This is a genomic window from Haloferula rosea (assembly GCF_016595525.1).
Lineage (GTDB): Bacteria > Verrucomicrobiota > Verrucomicrobiia > Verrucomicrobiales > Akkermansiaceae > Haloferula > Haloferula rosea.
This window is the reverse complement of record NZ_JAENII010000008.1, coordinates 13,080-30,010: the sequence shown is the minus strand read 5'-3', so window position 1 is coordinate 30,010 and position 16,931 is coordinate 13,080. Positions and strand designations below refer to the sequence as shown.

Sequence of the window (16,931 nt, the reverse complement as noted above, 5' to 3'; positions counted from 1 at the left end):
ATGTCTCAGCGATTGGCGCTGCGGTATTGGAAGGGATGGGAGCGGACGATGGAAAGGACGAGGGATTGGGCCTTCAGGTCATTGGCCCGGAGCTCACGCACCAGCTCGGCGACGGCGGGTTCGTCGTAGTATTCGAGCTGGCGACCGATGGCATAGGATAGCATGCGGCGAGCGAGGTTCTTGAGAAAAAGTTCATCGCTGGAGAGGAGGAGCTTCTTGAGCTCGGCGGGCGTGGAGAAGGTGATGTCGCCGGGCATCACCGCGAGCGAATCGACCGGTTTGCCATTCACGTCGCGATCCCGCCAGCGTCCGATGGCATCGAAGTTCTCGAGGCCGAATCCCAAGGGGTCGATTTTCGCGTGGCATCCGGCACAGCTCGGCTTGTCGCGGTGGATCTCCAACTGCTGCCGGAACGAAAGTCCCTCGCTCGAGCGGTCATCGGCGGGAAGCACCCCGGCATCCTGGGGCGGTGGTGGGGGCGGAGTGCCCAGAAGGTTGTCGAGAATCCAGCTGCCCCGCTTGACCGGGCTGGTGCGCAAGGGAAGCGATGTGGCGGTGAGGATGGATGCCTGTCCGATGACTCCGCCGCGCTGGGGGTCTCGGAGTTCGACCTTCTGGCTCTCGTTTCCGCGGATGCCGGGAATGCCGTAGTGGCGGGCGAGCTCGCCATTCACGAAGGTGTAGTCGGCGTGCACGAGCTCCAGGACCGGGCGGTTGCGGCGGATGAGGTGGGTGAGGAAGTCGACGGACTCCCGATACATTGCGAGCCGGAGCGAGGGGGTGAATTCGGGAAAGCGTTTCGGGTCGGGGTTGGCGACCTCGCGGAGGTCGTCGAAGCCGAGCCATTGACCTCCGAAGTGACGGGCGAAGTATTCGAATTTCGGGTCGGCGATCATGCGCTCGGTCTGCGCGGCCAGCACGGCGGGATCGGAGAGTTTTCCCTGATCGGCGAGCTGGAAAAGTTCGCGGTCGGGCATCGATGCCCACAGGAAGTACGAAAGCCGGGTGGCGAGCTCGAAGTCGTCGAGCTTCCACTCGTCCTTGCCTGCTTGGTCTTTCTCAACCCGGAAAAGGAATGCGGGGTGGATGAGGAGGGCCTGGAGGGGAGAGCGAAGCGCCGCCTCGTAGTCGTCGCCTCGTTGGATCCGGCTGTTGAACAAGCCAATCAAGCCATTCAGTTCCTCGTCTGAAATGCGACGTCGGAAGGCGAGTGAGCCCTGGATGGTCAGGACCTCCCTCGCTGCCTGCTCGGGCGACTTCTTGTCGTCCGGGCGGGCAAGCAGCGTCCGGTTGAGGGACGCTGGCGACGCGTAAAGTGCGTCGATCACCTTGCGCGAGGCCGCGAGGTATTTCTCCATCAGCACCGGCGGCACGAACAGGGCATCGCCCGTGTTGTTGAAGCCCGAGCCACCGGCTCCGTCGGACGGGAAATCATGGCCGGCGAGGAATTTGACCCCGAAGAGATCGCGGACGGTGTAGGAATACTCGTCGCGGTTCAGTCGTCGCAAGGTCGGGCGGCCCGCCTGGCGTGGAAAGTCACCTTTCTCCAAGGTGGTGCGAATCCGATCGATCTCGCGCAGGAAGTCGCTGCGCTCCTGGTCGTCGGGCACGACGTCGACGTCCTCCGGTGGCGGCATGTCCTCCCACTTCACTGCCTCGGCGATCCGGTCGAGGAACTCATGGTGGCGGTAGGCGGCGTCCGTGGAGAGGATTTCATGGACCTCGATCCCGCCCTTGGGGTCGTTGGCGCTGTGGCACTCGTAGCAGTGAGCCTTGAGAAATGGGACCGCCTTGGTCGCAAAATCGTCCGCCGGGGAGGCGTGGATCAGGGCAAGGAGGAGAAGGCGTCGCATCGAAGCACTAACGTTGATGCTACGCGCGGGTTTTCAAGGGTTTTGGAGGGAAGAGGCCGCAGAGCGGGGTCGAAGAGGAAGCAACCCACGAAAAACGCCCGCGCTCCGGAGGTCGGAGGCGGGCGTTGAAATGGGGGTGCGGAAGCTTATCCCTCGGTGTTGTAGGCTTCCTCGCCGTGAGCCGTGCGGTCGAGGCCGGACTGCTCGTGGTCTTCGCTGACGCGGAGTCCGACGGTGAACTTGGCGATCGCGAGAGCCAGGACCGAAACCACGCCGCTCCATACGATGGTGACGATCACACTCTTGGTTTGTGCCCAGGTCTGGGTCGCGATGGTCATTCCCTCGGCCAGCGCATCGGGACGGATGAAGACGCCGGTGAGGACGGCACCGACAATGCCGCCGACACCATGGACGCCGAAGACGTCCAGAGAGTCATCGTAGCGCAGGGCAGGCTTGAGCTTGGTCGCCGTGAAGTAACAGATGAGGCTGGAGATCGCGCCGAGGGCAAGTGCGCCAGCGACGGTGGTGGAACCTGCGGCCGGGGTGATTGCGACCAGTCCGGCCACCGCGCCGGTGGCGACACCGACGGCAGTCGGCTTGCCCTGCACGAACCACTCGAGCGCCATCCACACGAGGACGGCGGCCGCAGTTGCACTCTGGGTTGTCAGCATCGCCATGCCAGCCGCCCCATCAGCGGCGACGGCTGAGCCGGCATTGAATCCGAACCAACCGACCCACAGCAGTGAGGCCCCGATCACGGTGAAAGGCACGCTGTGCGGAGTGAGGAGCGGACCCGGGAAACCGCGACGTTTTCCGACCATGATGCAGGCGACGAGTCCGGCGATACCGGCATTGATGTGGACCACCGTGCCGCCGGCGAAATCGAGGACATTCCAGTGGTGGAAAAGGCCACCACCCCAGGCCATGTGCCAGATCGGCAGGTAGGAGAAGATCGTCCAGAGCGTGGTGAAGATGAGCATGGCGGAAAATTTCATGCGCTCCGCAAACGCTCCGACCATCAGCGCCGGAGTGATGATGATGAAGGTCATCTGAAAGGTGAGCCAGACGCTCTCCGGGATGGTGCCATTGGCCAGATTCGGATCCGGCGTCAGGTGCTTGAGCATCACCTTCGAGGCATCCCCGATGAACAGGTTCGTATCCGGACCGGTGGCGAAGCTTGCGCCGAAGGTGATCCAGATGATGCTCATCAGGGCAGCCATCACGAAACACTGGACGAGGATACTGAGCACGTTCTTGGCCCGCACCAGTCCGCCGTAGAATAGAGACAGACCCGGGAGGGTCATGAGGAGCACCAGCACGGTGGCCGTGAGCATCCAGGCGGTATCCCCGCTATCGATGGCGGAGACTTCATCCTGGGCCGCGGCCGGGAGGGAGGTCGCCATGAGGGCAACGGCTGAAAACAACGAGAAACGATGAGGGCGGTTCATGTGGGGGATGAGTTCACCTTCTGGCCTCGTCCCTTGTCCAGCCTCTGCTGTGTGCGTATTTCCGGGGGATCGTTCGGGCAATTTCGGGGGATGAGGTGGATTTACACAGCCTTGACGGACCGGGGAGGAAGATCTGCTATGCTCAGGAAATGGATCGGTGCATGTGGCTGGCTGCGGTGATGAACGGCTTCGTGGCTCTGGCGTTTGGCGCGCCGGAGCTTGAGGCGGTTTCCCGTGATATCACGGGGCCGGATGGCAAACCCGTTGCGGAGGCGGTGATTCACGAGGTCCATCCCACCGCCGACGGGGACTGGCAGGTGACGAAGTCTGATCTGGAGACCTGGGCGAAGCGGGGTGGAGATGAGAAGCTCGGAGGTGCCTTCGCCGGTTCGTTCCTGGTGATCGATTCCCCGGGCTGCGCCCTCAGCATCTGGCAGTATGGATTGCCGAAGGATCCAATCCGCCTCCAGCCGGAGTTCTGGCTGGAAGGGATAGTCATCGATGAAGGTGGCGCTCCGGTGGCGGGTGCGGATGTGACCGTGGGAAGATTCGGAGCAATCACCTACCTGCAGGTTTATATGAATCGAGTGGCTGAAGGGCTCCCGTGGTTCCGCACCTCGACTGACGCGCAGGGAAGATACCGGTTGCGAGGGGCGGTCATCCAAGGCTACTCGTTCGACTCGGGAATGGAGGTGCTGGCGCGCGCCGAGCGGGATGGAGCTACGATGATGGGGTGGGCGGTACGTTCGATTGCGGGCGACATCGAATTTTACAAGGAGGCACGGAGCGAGCCGGTCCATTTTGATGAAGGTCCGTTGGAGCTTCGGCGGTGTGACAGGATTTCCGGTCGGGTGATCGACCGGGTGACCGGTGAGGCCATCGAAGGGGCTGTGTTGTCGCATCATGGCGGGATCCATCACCCGCTCACGATCGGGTCGCGCGAGGTGGTCACCGATCGCGATGGGAGATTCATCCTTTCCGGGGTCAGGATCAGCCAGCTCGCCATCCAGTGCCCGGGGTATCAATCCGGGCGCTTGGTTCCGCAGGAGGCTTGGAGGGAGACGGGACACGTCGAGTTGTCGGTTTCAATGCGTCCCCGGGTCGATGCTCGGGTGAGTCTAGTAGATGGCCACACCGGGGGTGCTCCCGTGGTGCCCATGTCGGCTTCCTTTCAGTTCTCGGATCCTGCAGGAGAAGGCTGGGCCTTGGAAGTGAATCGAAGCTGCGGATCCAGATCGGAGACGACGGTGGATTTCGATGCCCAGGGAGTCTTCGTGGGGAAGTTGCCCGCCGGAGAGATCGATTTTCGGTGCTTCATGGGAGACTCCGAGCGGGACGATGATCCCTACTCAAAGTCATTTCAAGTCGATGTCTCGGCGTCCGGCGACTCCGATTTCCGCTTCGAACTGGAGCGGAAACCGGGAGTCCTGTTCAAGGTCATGCAGCCAAAGGAAGTCGCGCCGACTTCGGAAGCCGGGGATGATTGGGAACGTGTGGTGGTCTGGTTGTCGGCGGTGAAGAGCAATCGCAGCAGAAGTGCGACGGCGGGTTCGACCTATTCGTTCTGTCCCGTGGAAGGGTGGGGCGACGAGGTCAGGGTGCATGTGGAAGTCCAGCAGAAGCAACCGAATCGGAAGTTGATGGATGCCACATTCAAGGCCGATCCGGAAAGCTGGCCGGTGCTCATCGATGCCGTGGCGATGCGTGAAGCGGCGAGGGATCGTGAGGGTGCCGAATAGGATGCCCGGATCAAAGGGTGCGCAGCAGGTTTACGGCCTCCTGCAATTTTTCGGCGGGGACTGTCGTGGTCAGGCGGGGGAATCGCCGGCCCTCCAGCATGATGTAGTCGCCGTTGCGCTGAAGCATCAGCCGCTGCCCCTTGATCTCGATGCTCTGCACACCCTTCGCGCCGGCGAGCAGTCGGAGTCGCGAGACGTCGACGAGGTTGCGGGCTTCGTCGGGCAGGCGGCCGAATCGGTCGGCCCATCGATCGGCCAGTTGGATCAAGTCGGATTCCTTCTGACACTCGGCGAGTTCCCGATAGGCGGTGACACGGAGTCGGGTCTCTCCGAGCCAGCCGGGTGGCAGGTAGCAGGGCAGCATCGGCCCGTCCCCGGATCCCCGTTCGAACTCGGTGGCGGAGAAGGCGGTGAAGTCGGAGCGGAAGGTGGTGTCGACGCGTTCCTGTGGAGTTTTCCCCTGGAGGCGATCGACGGACTGGCGCAGGAGCTGGCAGTAGAGGTCGAAGCCGACGGCCGCGATCTGTCCCGATTGTTTGGTGCCGAGCAGGTTGCCGGCTCCGCGGATCTCGAGGTCGCGCATGGCGATTTTGAATCCCGAGCCGAGGGCGGTGTATTGTTTGATGGCGTGGATGCGCTTGCGGGCGTCCCCCTGGGTCACCATTTCGCGTGGGAGGAGTAGAATGGCGTAGGCCTTCTCGCCGGCACGGCCGACGCGGCCGCGCAGCTGATAGAGGTCGGCCAGGCCGAAGCGGTCGGCGCGGTCGATGAGAATGGTATTGGCATTCGGGATGTCGATGCCGGTCTCGATGATGGTGGTGGCAAGAAGGATGTCGGCTTCGCCATGGACGAAACCGCGCATGACGACCTCGAGCTCGTCCTTCTCCATCTGGCCATGACCGACGAGGATGCGGGCATCCGGGACGAGTTCGGTGAGCTTCTTGCGCATCATCTCGATCGACTTCACCCGGTTGTGCAGGAAGAAGATCTGCCCTCCACGCTTCATCTCCCGCTTGATCGCTTCGCGGATCAGGCGCTCGTCGTAGGGGGTGACCGAGGTGTGGACGGGCACGCGGTTCGGCGGTGCCGTGTCGATGGTCGACATGTCCCGGGCACCCATGAGGGCCATGTACAAGGTTCGGGGAATGGGTGTGGCGGAGAGGGTCAGCACGTCGATCTGGCGGAACATCTCCTTGAAGCGCTCCTTGTGCTTCACTCCGAACCGCTGTTCCTCGTCGATCACGGCGAGGCCGAGGTCCTTGAAGGTGATGTCGGCGGAAAGCAGGCGGTGGGTGCCGATGACAATGTCGACCGAGCCGCTGGCCACATCCTTGATCGTCTTCCTCGCTTCGGCGGCGGTTCGGAATCGGTTGAGCAGGTCGATGCGGATCGGGTAGTCGCTCATCCGCTCCCGGAAGGTGCGCCAGTGCTGCTCGGCGAGGACTGTGGTCGGGCAGAGGATCGCGACCTGCTTGCCTCCTGTGACCGCTTTGAAGGCAGCGCGGATGGCCACCTCGGTCTTGCCAAATCCGACGTCGCCGCAGACCAGTCGATCCATCGGTCGCGGCGACTCCATGTCCCGCTTTGCCTCGTCGATCGCCCGGCGCTGATCGGGAGTCTCGGTGAAGTGGAATGAGTTCTCGAATTCCCACATCCATCGTGAATCGGGAGGATGGGCGAAGCCAGAGACGGCCTCGCGCTCGGCTTGCACGCGCAGTAGACGGGCCGCGTAGTCGAGGATGGTCTGTTCGGCATTTCGACGTGCGTTGCGCCACGAGTTGCCGCCGAGTTTCGAGAGCTCCGGGGTGCGGCCACCGAGGCCGACGTATTTGCCGACCAGGTGGGCTTGGTCGATCGGTACTGCAAGCTGCGCGCCGTCCCTGAACTCGATGATGATTTGTTCCTCGCCATCGTCGTCGGACTCAATGCCGCGGAACCGGCCGATGCCGTACTCTGAGTGAACCACGAGATCCGCCTCATTGATGTCTGAAATCGAAGCGCGCGCGACATGGTTCCGCTGCTGGTCGGTCCGGCTTCGTCGTGCGGCGGTCGGGTTCTGGTAACGGCCGAAAATTTCCGACGAGGAAAGCAGTGCGAGCTTCGCCGCAGGCACGGTGAAGCTTTCCATCAACTCACCGGTCAGGAACTCCGGTGGGTGGTCTTGCTGGTCGACGGGGAGGAGCTCCTGAAAGCGCTCCTGCTCACCTCGGTTCGCGAACACGATGCCAACGCGCCAGTCATCCCTGGCCCAGTCGTCGAGTTGCTGGAAGAAGCGTTCGCGGAGTGCCTCCTGCAGAATGAAGTCGCCGGCTTCAAACTGACCCAGCGGCCGGCTGAAACATGCAGTTGAGAAATCTTCCTCGCCCTCCTGATCGAGTGCTCCTTCGAGGAGGTGGATGTCGTAGTCGGGAGCGTCGGCAGGCGGTTGTCCGAGAAGGACGACGAGGTCGTCCGGTCGCCGATAGGCTGCGACGGTGGAGTCCATCGTAGGCTCTCCGATCAGCAGGTCGGCCCGGCTCAGCTTTCGCTGGGAGGCTTGGGAGTCGATGTCGAACTCACGAATGGACTCGATCTCCGTGTCGAAGAACTCCAGTCGTAGCGGATGGCCGGCCTGCCACGGGAAGACGTCGAGAATCCCACCACGGATCGCAAACTGGCCACGGCCTTGGACGATGGGACCCCGGATGAATCCTTGAGCCGTGAGGCGCGAGGCAAGCTCCTGCGGGTCGGATTCCTCACCCACCCGGAGACTGAGTGCCTGCTGGGTCAGCTGCTCGGGCGACGGAGCTTCCTGATCAAAGACGTCGGGGGAAGCAAGTATCCCGCAGGTTCTGGCTCGCCCGGCGTAGGCGAGCGTCTCCAAGCGCGCCGCCGCGCCCTCGGGGTCGGAGACCTCGCCTTCCTGGAGAATCATCGGCGGATCGGGCAGGATCTCGGAGCGGATCTTCCACAACTCCAGTTCGAGCGCGAGTCGCTCCCGCTGCTTGGGCGCATGAACGAGAATCCAGCAGCGTTTTCCGCGGGGAAGGGCATCGAGGATGACGGCGATGAGCCAGGCCGAGGCCGGGAAATCGACATGGTCGAACACGATGGGTCCTTCACCTGAGCCCAATGAGGCGAGGCGATCTCGAAATGCGGGTTGGTCCGATGCTCGGCTCAACCACGGATTGAGCGCCGTCGCTGGCACGCGCGAATCGTCGCGCTGCGCGCACCGGGCGCAAGGGTTTTTCCCGTCCGATTCGAACTGCGGTCCAGTTGGCCATGGGCTCCCGCTGCATTGAACCTGAGGGCCCGCTTTGCTCGCCACGGTTCTCACCCTTCCCCTCGATCGTTGATGTCGCGGAGTGTGGGGGGGGAGGCCAGCCGGTTAGGGTTCCGAGCAGAAAAAGAATGGTACACGGGGACGGGATTGCCTGCGCTGCGCCGGGGCCATGCCGGATGGTGGCTTCGCCATGAAGGGATCCGGTCGCCGGGGGCTCCCGCCGCATTGAACCTAAGGGCTCGCTTCGCTCGCCACGGTTCTCACCCGTCCCCTCGATCGTTGATGTCGCGAAGTGTGGGGGGGGAGGCCAGCCGGTTAGGGTTCCGAGCAGAAAAAGAATGGTACACGGGGACGGGATCGAACCGCCGACCAACCGGGTGTAAACCGGTTGCTCTACCGCTGAGCTACCCGTGCACGGCTGGGGCGAATGAGACCTATTGGGCTCTGTGAATCAAGAGAATATTGGGGCATGAAACCGGCATCTTCAGCTCGGTGGCCTCCAGCCTTGCCGGGAGGGATTGGAGTTGCCAGCCTGCCCGGACATGATTCGTCGTCTGTTCACTCGCCTAGGCAGCCCCATGCTGACATTCGTCGCCGTTTTCCTGTTCATTGGTGGAGCCACGACCCAGCTCTCAGCGCAGGACGAGTCCGAGCCGCCGGCGAAGGAACTCACCTTTGACGAGAAGCTGAATGAAGCCGTTCAGCCCTACACCGACGCCGTCTCGACGGTAGTTTTCGTGCCGATTTGGAAAGGGGAGATCGGGCAGGGCGAGAACAAGGTGGACCTCGAGGTTCCTTTTGTCCTCCTTTGGCTGGCCGGAGGCGCGGTTTTCTTCACGATCTTTTTCAAGTTCATCAACGTCCGTGGCTTCGGTTTGGCGCTGAAAACCGTGAGGGGGAAGTATTCGAAGAGTGACGATCCCGGCGAGATCACCCACTTCCAGGCGTTGACGGCGGCGGTCTCGGGAACGGTCGGGCTAGGCAACATCGCAGGCGTCGCGATCGCGATCAGTGTCGGTGGCCCGGGGGCAGCCTTCTGGATGGTGGTCATGGGTTTGTGCGGCATGAGCAGCAAGTTCGCCGAGTGCACGCTGGGTGTGAAATACCGGCAGATCGGAAAGGACGGGAAGGTTCATGGTGGACCGATGCTGTATCTGACGCGTGGCTTCGCGGAGCGCGGCCTGGGGCCTCTGGGCAAGACGCTGGCGGTCTTCTTCAGCATCTGTGCGATTGGTGCCTCCTTCGGGGGCGGGAACATGTTCCAGATCAACCAGGCGACGTCGCAGCTAGCAAATGTGACAGGCGGCGCGGTGGAGGGATACCGCTGGGCGGTCGGAGTCGCGGTCGCTCTGCTGGTGGGAGCGGTCATCATCGGCGGCATTTCCCGGATTGGAAAGATCACGGCCCGTCTGGTGCCCGCGATGACGGTGCTCTACATCATTGGCTGTTTCATCGTCCTTGGAACCCATATCGACAAGATCGGCCCGACCTTTGGATTGATTTTCGAGAAGGCTTTCAGCGGGGAGGCGATGGCCGGTGGTTTGATCGGCACGTTCTTGCAGGGTGTCCGTCGTGCTGCCTTCTCGAATGAGGCGGGGATTGGTTCGGCGCCGATTGCCCATGCGGCGGTGAAGACGCGCTTTGCGGCGAGCGAGGGTCTGGTGGCGCTGTTGGAGCCTTTCGTGGACACGGTGTTGATTTGCACGATGACAGCGCTGGTGGTGATCGTGACCGGCGACTACACGCACCAAGGGGTGGACGGGATTACGATCACCTCGGACTCCTTTGCTTCGGTCGTGCCGTGGTTCTCCTATGTGCTTTCGATTGCAGTGATTCTGTTTGCGCTCTCGACATTGATCACGTGGTCCTACTACGGACTTCAGGCGTGGAAATTCCTTTTCGGGAAGTCGCATGCGGCGGATCTGACCTACAAGGTGATCTTCTGCCTCGTGATCATCCTGGGTGCCGCGATGTCGCCTGGGGCGGTGATCGATTTCTCCGATGCGATGTTGTTCAGCATGTCGTTTGCAAACCTGATCGGGGTTTACTTCATGCTGCCGGTGATCAAGAAGGAGTTGGCCAAGTTCAAGGCGTTCGCCCGGCGGGTCGATGCGGGGGAGGACATGGATCATGCCGCTGCTGCAGTGAAGTCGGGTGATGTCTCCTGAGAACCCGGGTCACTACTGAAATGGCACGTGAGTATCAGCTGAACCGACCGTCGTCGGCTCCATCGTCGGGGATCGATTATCGTGCCGAGCTCAATGACGAGCAGTTCGCGGCGGTGACCTCGGCGCCGGGTTCGGCGCTGGTGATTGCCGGTGCGGGATCGGGGAAGACCCGGACGCTGACGTATCGGGTGGCCTGGCTTCTCGATCAGGGGGTGGATGCGCGTCGGATCCTGTTGCTGACCTTCACCAACAAGGCGGCGCGGGAGATGACCGAGCGGGTGCGCGAGTTGGTGCCGCATGATCTTTCGGCGATGTGGAGTGGGACGTTCCACTCGATTGGCAACCGGATCCTGCGTCGACACGCGGAGGAGATCGGGCTGACGAAGGCATTCTCGATCCTCGACCGCGACGACCAGAAGTCCCTGATGGGCGGAGTGGTGGCGAGTCTGGAGATCGATACGAAGGTCCGGCGTTTCCCGAAGTCGGATGTGCTCGCCAGCATGTTCAGCCTGGTCGAGAACACGGGGGTGTCCCTGAGTGATCTCATCGATCAGCGCTATCCCTATTTCATCGATTGGGAGGAGGAAATCATCGAGGTGCACAAGCGCTACACGCAGCGGAAGCTGGACACCAACTCGGTGGACTTCGATGACCTGCTGGTGCTCACCCTGAAGCTTCTGAAGGAGCACCCGGACCTGCTCGCGCTCTATCAGAAGCGTTTCCAGCATGTGCTGGTCGACGAGTATCAGGATACGAACTCGGTGCAGTGTCAGTGGATCGATCTGCTGACGGGCGGTGGTGCGTCGGTGATGGCGGTCGGGGATGATGCGCAGTCAATCTACTCGTGGCGTGGTGCGGACATGGGGAACATCCTGTCCTTCCCCGAGCGGTTCAAGGATTGCCGGGTGTTCAAGATTGAGACGAACTACCGCAGTGTGCCGGAGATCCTCGACCTGTCGAATGCGGCGATCCGTGCCAATGGCGCCCGATTCGAAAAGGATCTGAGGTCGGCGCGGGGGCAGAAGGGGGTGAAGCCGGCGATGGTGGCGCTGGAGGATCCCTCGACCCAGGCTCGGTTCGTCTGTCAGCGGATTCTGGAGCTGCGGGACGAGGGGATTCCGCTGGAGGAGATGGCGGTGGTTTACCGGGCGCACTTCCAGTCGCTGGAGCTACAGATGGAGCTCACCCGCCACGATATCCCGTTCGGGATCACCAGCGGGTTGAGGTTTTTCGAACAGGCCCACATCAAGGACATCGCAGCCTTCATGCGTCTGGTGACGAATCGTCGCGACGAAACGAGCTTCAAGCGTCTGGTGCAGCTGCTGCCGGGGATCGGAGCCAAGGGGGCGGACAAGCTGTGGCAGGCCTGGGTGGCCGGGGGCTGGGCGAAGAGCGAGGAGATCCCGGATTGGAAGGAGGCACTGGGGTCGATGAAGCCACCGAAGAAGGCGGTGCGGCATTGGGAGCAGCTCGGCTACATCCTCGATGAGATGACACCGAACGGTGAGTTCGCCCGTCCGAGCGACATGGTCTACAGCGTGCTGGAAGGGATGTATGACGAGCATCTCCAGACGACCTTCGACAATTACGAGAACCGTCGTAGTGACATCGAACAGCTGATGAGCTACGCGGACGGATTCGAGGACATTCTCGAGTTTCTCTCCCAGCTTTCCCTGCTGGGGTCTGCCGACGGTCAGCCGACCGGCGACAAGACGGAGCCTGACACCGAGAAGGTCACGCTTTCATCCATCCACCAGGCGAAGGGTCTGGAGTGGAAGGTGGTCTTCGTGATCTGGCTGGCGGAAGGTCAGTTTCCCAATGGTCGGGTGATCGAGGCCGACGACGTGGAGATGATGGAGGAGGAGAGGCGCTTGTTCTATGTCGCGGTGACCCGGGCGAAGGACGAGTTGTACATGAGCTATCCGCTGATCAACCCGAAGAGTTATTCGGGTGATGTGATCCAGAAGCCCTCGCGCTTCCTCGGGGATTTCCCGAAGAGTATGGTTGAGGAGTGGAAGGTGTCGCCGTCGTGGGACAGCAGCCCGGACGAGGACTGGGGGGACGTGGATGAACCGTTTTGAACCCCGATGATGGCATGAGCGAGATCGACCGTGAGGATTTCCGCAATCTGCTGATCGAGATCGCGGCGATGCGGATGCCGTTCGGCAAGTATGGGAAGAAGGAGTTCCCTCCTGATGGCTATCCGATCCATGACCTGCCAATCGAGTATCTCGTATGGTTCAAGGAGCGTGGCTTCCCGAAAGGTCGGCTGGGCGAGCTGATGGAGCAGGTTTACGAGATCAAGGCCTGCGGGATGGACATGCTCTTCGACCCGATGCGCAAGGCGAGCGGGGGACGGACGAAATTCCACCCGGGCAGGCCGAAGGGGTGGAAGTTCGGTGATTGAGCGACTGCCTGCCGCGGGAGGCTTACGCTTCCTCAACCACGATCCGCGGGAAGACAGGCTTGGGTTTGCCGGTCTGATGGCCATCCGGAACCAGTCCCCAACTCAGGTCATCGAGCTTCAAGGAGAGCAGGTCGTCCATGCGCAGTTGGTGTGCCAGTCGTGCCGCCGGCTCGGGCAGCACGGGTGAGAGGAGCAGGGTGAGGTGCGCAAGGCTCTCGACCATGTGGAAGAGGACGCTCTCGAGCTTGTCCTTCTTCTCAGGGTCCTTGGAGAGTTCCCATGGCTTGTTCTGCTCGGCGTAGGCATTGCAGTGCGACACGTGGGCATTGATGGCCTTGAGCGCGCCGGCGATGTCGTAGGCATCCATGCATGCGCGGTAGGCGGCGATGCTGTCGGTGAGCGAGGTGCGAAGCGCCTGATCGGCTTCGGATGGTTCGTGGGTTGTCGTGACCGTGCCTCCGCAGAAGCGGGCGGTCATGTTGAGCGCCCGGTTGCACAGGTTGCCGAGTTCGTTCGCAAGCTCCTGGTTGTAGAGCATGACGAGACGATCGAGATCGAAGTCGGAGTCCTTGCCTGTGACGATGTCGCGGACGAGGTAGTAGCGCAGGGCGTCGACGCCGAACTTGTCGGCGAGTTCGTCGGGGTCGACGATGTTGCCGAGCGACTTGGACATTTTCTCGCCGCGGATGTTCCACCATCCGTGGACGAGGATCTGCGGTAGTTGGCTGTCGGGGAGCCCCATGGCGTGAAGCATGCACGGCCAGTAAACCCCGTGGGCAGGAACGAGGATGTCCTTGCCGATGATGTGCAGCGGACGCTTGCCGTCGACCGGCCAGAGCTTGTCGAACTGCGGAAGGTCGGCATCGTTGGTGGCGAGGTAGCCGGCGAAGGAGATGTAGTTGATCAGGGCGTCGAACCAGACGTAGGTGACGTAGTTCTCATCGAAGGGAAGCTCGATGCCCCAGCGGAGACGTTCCTTGGGCCGGGAGATGGAGAGGTCGCCCTCACCGACGCGATCCAGTGCACCGACGAGTTCATTGCGCCGGAAGCTCGGGATGACGAAGTCCGGAAGCGAGTTGACGAATTCCTTCAGCCAGTCGGCCTGATCGGCGAGGCGGAAGAAGTAGTTCTCCTCGTCCCGTTCTTCGACCTCGCCCCACTCCGGGCCGAATTCGCCGTCCTCATTCCGCTCCTTGTCGGTGATGAACTGCTCCTGCCTGACCGAGTAGTAGCCCTGATACTGCTTCTTGTAGATCAGTCCACGGTCGAAGAGGTCCTGGAGGATCTTCTGCACGCAGGCCTTGTGGCGGTCGTCGGTGGTCTCGGCCCAGCCGTCGAACTCGAGGCCCAGCTTCTTCCACAGGTTGAGGAAAAGCTTGGTCTTCTTCTTGGCGAAGGTGGCGGGATGGATGCCTTCCTTCTCGGCGGTCTGTTGGACCTTCTGGCCATGCTGGTCGACTCCAGTCAGGAAGTAGGCTTCATCGCCGCGCAGGCGGTGGTAGCGCGTGAGGACGTCGGCGAGGACCTTTTCGTAGGCATGCCCGATGTGTGGGGCGCCGTTGGTGTAGTCGATGGCGGTGGTGATGAGCATCGCAGGAAAGGGATGGAGAATTGGAAAACGGGGGGCGATCAGGAGGAGCGATCCACCTTGCCGCCGAGAGAGAGGATGCGCGCGTTGCCCTTTGCGGCTTCGGCTTCGGGGATGTTGCCATCCCGGACGTACATCTGGGACAGCGAGGTCCAGGCGAGCAGGTCGTTGGGCCGGAGCGTCACGGACTGAAGCCCGCATCCGATGGCTTCCTTGACCTGGCCGAGCTTGAGCAGGGCCATGCCGAGGGCGTGCCAGCCGTCGAAGAAGTCCGGGTCGAGCTGGGTGCAGCGCCGATAGAGCGCGGCGGCCTCTTCGAGATCGCCGACGGCCAGGCAGCCGTTGGCTTCGTCAAACAGGTCGTCGCGTTCAGACATGATGATTCAGCGGCCTTGTGGGCCCTTGATGTCGGCGTCTTCCAGCTGCTGATCGAGCCAGCCGGCGAAGGCGGCGTTCTCGTTCTGCACCTCGAACTGGGAGGCGAAGCGGTCGTACTGCTGTCCGCGGTTGTCGTCCTTGAGGATCTCACGCTTGACCACGTGAATGATGACGGCGCGGTCGTCTTCGATCAGGGGCTCGGCGAATTCACCCGGGTTGACGGTGGAGGCGAGTTGGAAGATTTCACGGCCTGCGGCTTCCTCGGGAAGTGGGTCGGAGACGCCCCATGGTCCGAGGGTCTTGGTTTCGAGGCCGAGTCCCTTGGCGGCTTCTTCGAATGAGTCGCCGGCGGCCACGGCTTCCTTGAGGGCGTTGCCCTTGGCTTCCACGTCCTGGGTCAGCGCTTCGTTGACCTTTTCGGAAATGTAGCGCTCGGTGATCTCTTCTTTGGCCTCTTCGAAGGTCTTGGTGCGGGGCTCGTCGAGTTCGTCGAGGCGCACGACCAGCCACTGGTTGGTGCCCACGCCGATCACGTTGGTGAACGGGGCGAGTGGGTCAGGACCGGTCTTCAGCTCGAAGATGTAGTCGGAGATCGTCTTGCCCGCGGAAGCACCCCGTGTGGTGAGCTTCAGATCGTCGGGAAGAGTGGAGGTGGTGAGCCAATCGGTCGACACGAGCTGCCAACCGTTGTCCTCGATGAGCTTTTCGAAGTCCTTGCCCTCGCTGCTGCCCACTTCCGTGATGAAGGAGTCGATGGCGACGGCGAATTTCTTGTCCTCTGCTTTGCGCAGCTCGGCTCTTTTGGCCTTGGCCTCTTCGTCCGCAGCTTTCTGCTCGTCGGTCTTCTCCGCGTCGGACGCTTCTTCCTCCGGCTCGCTGGCTTCCGCGGAGTAGGTGGGGGAGGTGAGGAGGTAGGAGACCTTCACCCGCTTCTCCGTCTGATAGGCGTCCTTGAGGGTTTCCCAGTAGGCCATCAGTTCTTCGTCGGTCGGCTTGATCTTTTCGCGAATGGCATCGGCGCTGATGACGGCGATTTCCGCCGTGATCTGCTGCGAGGTGACCACGGCCATGGCTTTCGCCAGGTCGGTGGATCCGGTGAGGCCACCGCCGAGGATTTCGCGCAGCTTGGCGGCGACGATGACGTCGGACACGAGGGATTGGAAGTCGCGCTCGACCATGCCGTAGGCGCCGAGGTTCTTGATGAACTGGTTGTAGCGGACTTGATCGAAGTCGCCCTGGGTGCCGGGGGCGCTGCCCACGGGTGGTTGCGACTGGAACATCTGCAGGCCTTCGATGAACTCTCGGATGTCTGCGGCGGACGTGTGGATGCCGAAATCCTTGGCGGCCTTCTGGATGATCAGGCGGCCGGCAAAGAAGTTGAGTGCGGCATTCTCTTCGCTTTCCGCATTGCCCATGAGCGTGCGGGAGAAGCGCATGATCTCCAGGCCGTTCGGGTCGAAGCTGCGAATGCTGCCGGTCATTTGCATCGGGGATGAGCCGATGTTGATGAATTCCGACTGGCTGTAATTCCGGCCATCGACGGTGGCGTAAGTCGCTCCAGCGGCGGATTGGCGGAAGAATCCGCTGGTATCCATAAAGAGGAATCCGAGCAGCAGGAGAACGATCACGACAATGATCAGGCCGGTATATTTACGAATGTTCTCGATCATGAATGGGCAGCCGCTTGTTCGCGGGCGCGGAAGTAAAGGGAGCCGGGACTCTGCCTTCAACCCTTATTCTTAACCGAATGCAGCCAAGTGAGTGGCGGCGCGACGATGCCCGGAAAGGGGGGCGGGGAAGAAGGGGCGGGCAGGGCCGGAACAGATGGCCGGAACAGATGGCCGGAACAGATGGCACCTCCGGAAAAGAAGTTGCCGCCGGGGAGCACCCACTCCCCGACGGCGGAAGTTGCGCAGTCCCTAGCCGGGGGGCTCTAGAACTGACAACTGCTGTTCACCCTTACATGAAAACTGCACTTACGCGCGGCTTTCAAAATAGAGAGACCGATCAGGTCGCTGAATGTTCAAAGATTTGAAAAGAAATTTGTGGGGCTTTCCTTGGGATTCGTCATCCGGGGCTTGCGGAGGG

General features: G+C 61.9%; 10 protein-coding genes and 1 tRNA gene. 4 read left to right on the top strand and 7 right to left on the bottom strand.

Annotated features, from left to right (window positions below):
* Window positions 1-5: 5 nt before the first annotated feature.
* Together JIN81_RS11310 and JIN81_RS11305 are read right to left on the bottom strand one after the other, a co-directional pair.
* The gene (locus tag JIN81_RS11310; RefSeq protein ID WP_200279284.1) at window positions 6-1,853 is read right to left on the bottom strand and encodes a DUF1592 domain-containing protein; all 1,848 of its coding nucleotides are present in this window, start codon (window positions 1,851-1,853) and stop codon (window positions 6-8) included.
* 146 nt (window positions 1,854-1,999) lie between these two features.
* Complete coding sequence (locus tag JIN81_RS11305) at window positions 2,000-3,256, bottom strand: ammonium transporter (protein WP_343217936.1); 1,257 nt, start codon at window positions 3,254-3,256, stop codon at window positions 2,000-2,002.
* 194 nt (window positions 3,257-3,450) lie between these two features.
* Between JIN81_RS11305 and JIN81_RS11300 the strand changes: the two genes are divergently transcribed.
* Window positions 3,451-5,040 (top strand): carboxypeptidase-like regulatory domain-containing protein, encoded by a 1,590-nt coding sequence (locus JIN81_RS11300; RefSeq protein ID WP_200279281.1) that lies wholly within the window; start codon window positions 3,451-3,453, stop codon window positions 5,038-5,040.
* Window positions 5,041-5,050: 10 nt separating this feature from the next.
* Here JIN81_RS11300 and mfd read toward each other — a convergent pair whose 3' ends face one another.
* Window positions 5,051-8,128 (bottom strand): transcription-repair coupling factor, encoded by a 3,078-nt coding sequence (mfd, locus tag JIN81_RS11295; protein ID WP_200279278.1) that lies wholly within the window; start codon window positions 8,126-8,128, stop codon window positions 5,051-5,053.
* Between the two features lie 513 nt (window positions 8,129-8,641).
* Window positions 8,642-8,716: transfer RNA gene (locus tag JIN81_RS11290), tRNA-Val, on the bottom strand.
* Between the two features lie 164 nt (window positions 8,717-8,880).
* Here JIN81_RS11290 and JIN81_RS11285 point away from each other — a divergent pair.
* From JIN81_RS11285 to JIN81_RS11275, 3 genes are read left to right on the top strand one after another with little or no spacing between them, the layout of a single operon-like run.
* Window positions 8,881-10,470, top strand: a complete 1,590-nt coding sequence (locus JIN81_RS11285) for an alanine/glycine:cation symporter family protein (protein WP_200279276.1) — start codon at window positions 8,881-8,883, stop codon at window positions 10,468-10,470.
* 20 nt (window positions 10,471-10,490) lie between these two features.
* A complete protein-coding gene (locus JIN81_RS11280; RefSeq protein ID WP_200279274.1) occupies window positions 10,491-12,551 on the top strand; it encodes an ATP-dependent helicase in 2,061 nt (686 codons plus the stop codon).
* A 14-nt stretch (window positions 12,552-12,565) separates the two neighbouring features.
* Window positions 12,566-12,877, top strand: coding sequence for a DUF3820 family protein (locus JIN81_RS11275; protein WP_200279272.1), 312 nt, complete (start codon window positions 12,566-12,568; stop codon window positions 12,875-12,877).
* 22 nt (window positions 12,878-12,899) lie between these two features.
* Here the strand turns inward: JIN81_RS11275 and metG are convergent, their stop codons facing one another.
* The 3 genes from metG to JIN81_RS11260 are packed head-to-tail and all read right to left on the bottom strand — an operon-like array spanning window position 12,900 to window position 16,513.
* Window positions 12,900-14,468 carry a methionine--tRNA ligase gene (gene metG / locus JIN81_RS11270; protein ID WP_200279269.1) on the bottom strand — a complete coding sequence of 523 codons (1,569 nt, stop codon included), beginning with the start codon at window positions 14,466-14,468 and terminating at the stop codon, window positions 12,900-12,902.
* Between the two features lie 38 nt (window positions 14,469-14,506).
* Window positions 14,507-14,842, bottom strand: a complete 336-nt coding sequence (locus JIN81_RS11265) for a tetratricopeptide repeat protein (protein WP_200279266.1) — start codon at window positions 14,840-14,842, stop codon at window positions 14,507-14,509.
* A gap of 6 nt (window positions 14,843-14,848) precedes the next feature.
* Entirely contained in the window at window positions 14,849-16,513 is a 1,665-nt protein-coding gene (locus JIN81_RS11260) for a SurA N-terminal domain-containing protein (protein ID WP_200279263.1), read from the bottom strand.
* Between the last annotated feature and the right edge of the window lie 418 nt (window positions 16,514-16,931).